5 protein-coding genes are annotated in these 3738 nt (G+C 70.2%); 1 reads left to right on the forward strand and 4 read right to left on the reverse strand.

The window, feature by feature from the left end:
- The coding region (locus tag IE318_RS44090; protein ID WP_189908450.1) for a phosphoadenosine phosphosulfate reductase domain-containing protein at nt 1-311 on the reverse strand (311 nt) is incomplete at its 3' end.
- 140 nt (nt 312-451) lie between these two features.
- Here IE318_RS44090 and IE318_RS44095 point away from each other — a divergent pair.
- The gene (locus IE318_RS44095) at nt 452-1660 is read left to right on the forward strand and encodes an RNA-guided endonuclease InsQ/TnpB family protein (RefSeq protein ID WP_189908451.1); all 1209 of its coding nucleotides are present in this window, start codon (nt 452-454) and stop codon (nt 1658-1660) included.
- A gap of 13 nt (nt 1661-1673) precedes the next feature.
- On the opposite strand, the gene cysC is transcribed toward IE318_RS44095, so the two are convergent.
- From cysC to IE318_RS44110, 3 genes are all read right to left on the reverse strand, one after another.
- Nucleotides 1674-2255 carry an adenylyl-sulfate kinase gene (cysC, locus tag IE318_RS44100; RefSeq protein WP_189908454.1) on the reverse strand — a complete coding sequence of 194 codons (582 nt, stop codon included), beginning with the start codon at nt 2253-2255 and terminating at the stop codon, nt 1674-1676.
- Between the two features lie 84 nt (nt 2256-2339).
- Nucleotides 2340-3116, reverse strand: coding sequence for an alpha/beta fold hydrolase (locus IE318_RS44105; RefSeq protein WP_189908452.1), 777 nt, complete (start codon nt 3114-3116; stop codon nt 2340-2342).
- Between the two features lie 373 nt (nt 3117-3489).
- Nucleotides 3490-3738 (reverse strand): zinc ribbon domain-containing protein (locus IE318_RS44110; protein WP_189908453.1); only part of this gene is annotated, 249 nt, incomplete at its 5' end.

The raw sequence follows: 3738 nt of genomic DNA on the forward strand, positions 1-3738 counted from the left end.
ACGGAGGCCACGTGCAGCCGCAGGCCGTGCTTGGCCACGGTCCGGTCCCGGTACTCCAGGACCTCGGGGAAGTTGTGTCCGGTGTCCACGTGCAGCAGAGCGAACGGCACCGGCGCCGGCGCGAACGCCTTCAGCGCCAGGTGCAGCATGAGGATGGAGTCCTTGCCCCCGGAGAACAGGATCACGGGGTTCTCGAACTCGCCCGCCACCTCCCGGAAGATGTGCACCGCCTCCGACTCGAGTCCGTCGAGGTGGGAGAGCGTCACCGTGTCCTCGGCCGGCTCGGCCGGACTCTGCATCAGAGCCGTCATCGGGATTCCTCCATGGATACCCCGCCCCTCGGGCCGGGGAGGAAACGGACTCCTGTGGAGCAGGGCAGGGAGGCGATTCGGTGTCCACCAGCCACCAGCCAACGCCAGTTGCCCACAAGGAAACTGATACGGTGTGAGACGTGACGCAGCAGGTCAAGCGGGCTTTCAAGTACCGCTTTTACCCGACGGACGAGCAGGCAGTGGAGCTGTCGCGCACGTTCGGCTGCGTCCGCCTCGTCTACAACAAGGCGCTTCAGGAGCGCACGCGGGCCTGGTACGGCGAGCAGCGCCGGATCTCCTACGTGCAGTCGTCCGCGGCGCTGACGCAGTGGAAGAAGACCGAGGAACTGGCCTTCCTGACGGAGGTGTCCTCCGTCCCGCTCCAGCAGGCGCTGCGCCACCTTCAGACGGCGTTCGCAGGCTTCTTCGCCAAGCGGGCGAAGTACCCCCGGTACAAGAGCCGGAAGAAGTCGAGGGCGTCCGCCGAGTACACCCGCAGCGCCTTCACATGGCGCGACGGGCAACTGACCCTGGCGAAGATGGCGGGGCCGCTGGACATCCGCTGGTCGCGCCCTCTGCCAGAGGGATCGGAGCCGACCACGGTGACCGTGTCCCGTGACGCGGCGGGGCGCTGGTACGTGTCCCTGCTGTGCGAGGACACCATCCAACCGGCCCCCGCCACCAGCTCGGCGGTCGGCATCGACGCCGGGATCACCTCCCTGGTGACCCTGTCCACCGGGGAGAAGATCGCCAACCCCAAGCACGAGCGGCGTGACCGTGCCCGGCTGGCCCGCGCGCAGCGGGAGCTGTCGTGGAAGGCGAAGGGCTCCGCGAACCGGGAGAAGGCCCGGCGTCGCGTCGCCAAGGTCCACGCACGGATCACCGACCGGCGCCGCGACTTCCTGCACAAGCTGTCGACTCGGCTCGTCCGTGAGAACCAAACGGTCGTGATCGAGGACCTCACCGTCCGCAACCTGCTGAAGAACGGCCGCCTCGCGCGCGCCATCTCGGATGCGTCGTGGACGGAACTGCGCTTGATGCTGGAGTACAAGTGCGCCTGGTACGGGCGCGAACTCGTCGTGATCGACCGCTTCTTCCCCAGCTCGAAGCTGTGCGGGACCTGCGGCAAGGTCGCGGCGAGGCTGCCGCTGCACGTCCGCGAGTGGACGTGCGGCTGCGGCGCGGTGCATGACCGCGACGTGAACGCGGCACGCAACATCCTGGCCGCCGGGCTGGCGGCCTCTGCCTGTGGAGACGGTGTAAGACCTCAACGGGAGTCCTCCCGGACGGGGCGGTCGTCGATGAAACAGGAAACCCAGCGGGCGACCGCTGGAATCCCCCGCCTTTAGGCGGAGGAGGAAGTCAAGCAAGGCCCCTCTCGGTGAGGAAGGTGTGCAGTTCGGCGGCGGTGTCCGCCACCGATCTGCTCTGGGTCCGGATCCGCAGATCGGGTGCCTCGGGCTCCTCGTACGGGTCGTCGACACCCGTGAGCCCCGTCAGCTCGCCCGCGGCCTGCCTGGCGTACAGGCCCTTCACATCGCGCACGGAGCACACCTCGACGGGCGTCGCGACGTGCACCTCCAGGTACTCGACGCCGCGGGCGGCGTGCCGTTCACGGACCGCGGCGCGGGAGGCGGCGTACGGGGCGATGACCGGGGCCAGCACCAGCACGCCGTGGGAGGCGAGCGTCTGTGCCAGGAAGCCGATCCGGGTCACGTTGGTGTGCCGGTCCCGCCGGGTGAACCCGAGCTCCTGGGACAGGAATCGGCGGATCTCGTCGCCGTCGAGCACCTCGACCCTGCGGCCCGTGGCCCGCAGCCGCTGCGCGACGGCACGGGCCAGGGTGGTCTTGCCCGCGCTCGGCAGTCCGGTCAGCCACACGGTGGCGCCCCGCTCGCGGGTGGCGGCGGTTCCGGCCGCCCGCGCGGTGGGCCCGGCGGCCAGGGTGTGCGCTGTGGTCACGGTGGTGCCCTCCTGAACGTGAGGTGACGTGCCGGAGCGTGAGGTGACGTGCCGGATGGGGAGGTCTCAGGCGGTGGCGAACTCGACCAGGGTCCGGCCGAGCACGTCCATGTCGATCCGGTGCCAGGAACCGGGCAGTTCCAGTGACCGGCCGTCGGGCAGGGCCGCCGCGGTCGCCCGCGCCGCCGCACGCAGCCATTCGCTGGTGCCGGTGCTGTTGAGGACCAGCGTCGGTGTGGTGCATCCGGCGAGACGGTCGGCCGGGACGGTGCAGTCGCCGCAGATCGCCAGGTCGTAGGCGAGCGTGTGGGCGTTCGCCTCGTTCACCGCCCAGATCGGGCCGTTGCGCCACTGCGCGACCGTGTCCGGGGTCAGGCCCAGGAAGCTGCCCAGGTAGTACTCGACCGCCTCCCGGCGCCGGTCCTGCTCCATGAGCACCCGCAGGGTCTTGGCGACGTTCCACGGCGGCTTGGGGAAGCCCTCGACCCGGTAGAACGGCTCGTGCAGCGCCAGCCGGGTGATCGGGGCGCCGGCGAGCGCCGCCTCGATGGCCAGGTTCGCGCCCGAGGACCCGGCGAACACCACCGCCGACCCGCCGGCCTCCTGGATCACCGCCTGGAGGTCCTCGATCTCACGGGCGACGGCGTACTGGGGGGAGTCGCCGCTCTCGCCGCGGCCCCGGCGGTCGTAGACGTACGTGGTGCAGTGCGGCGCCAGCTCGGGCACCAGCGCGTCGAAGATGGTGTGGTCGCGGAACGATCCGTTCAGAAGCACGATCGGCGGGCCGTCACCCGCCTTCTCGTAAGCGATCGTCGTGCCGTCCGGGGAAACGACCTTGCGCATCACGCACTCCTCACGCCGAAACGAAAGGTGCTCTCACCTCCCGACCTGGCGGCATCCTCGAGCGCTCCGCTGGACAACGGGTCGAGGACCGGTCGCAAGACCCCAGGGCCTGCGGTCGTGCACGGGCGGACACCCCGGGCCCGCTCCCGGCCCGTCCCCCGCGCACGAGCCGCCCACGAGCCGCGCCACAGCCGGACTCGACCCGCGGGCCCTGTCATGTCTTATGGACGAGGCGAGGCCCGTGGCGGCCGTCAGCGGCGCGTCAGTTTCCTGGCAGCACCGGCGGCGACGGTGGACCGGGCCCGTCCCGTCCTGCTGCCGAACACCGGGAGATCCGACTTGACTTCCTCCCCCTCGTGAACGAGGGGGATTCCTACGGCTCGCGCCGTGGGGTTTTCTGCTTCACTGCCGACTGCCCGCCCGGAGTTCTCCGTTGAGGTCTTACACCGGCTCCACAGACAGACACCGTCAGCCCGGCGGCCAGAAGGTTCTTCGCCGCGTTCACGTCCCGGTCATGGGCCGTGCCACAGCTGTCACACGTCCATGTGCGGACGTTCAGCGGCATCTCCGGCTGGAGGGTGCCGCAGTGGGAGCACAGCTTGGAGGAGGGGAAGAAGCGGTC

This window comes from Streptomyces spiralis, from assembly GCF_014654675.1.
Lineage (GTDB): Bacteria > Actinomycetota > Actinomycetes > Streptomycetales > Streptomycetaceae > Streptomyces > Streptomyces spiralis.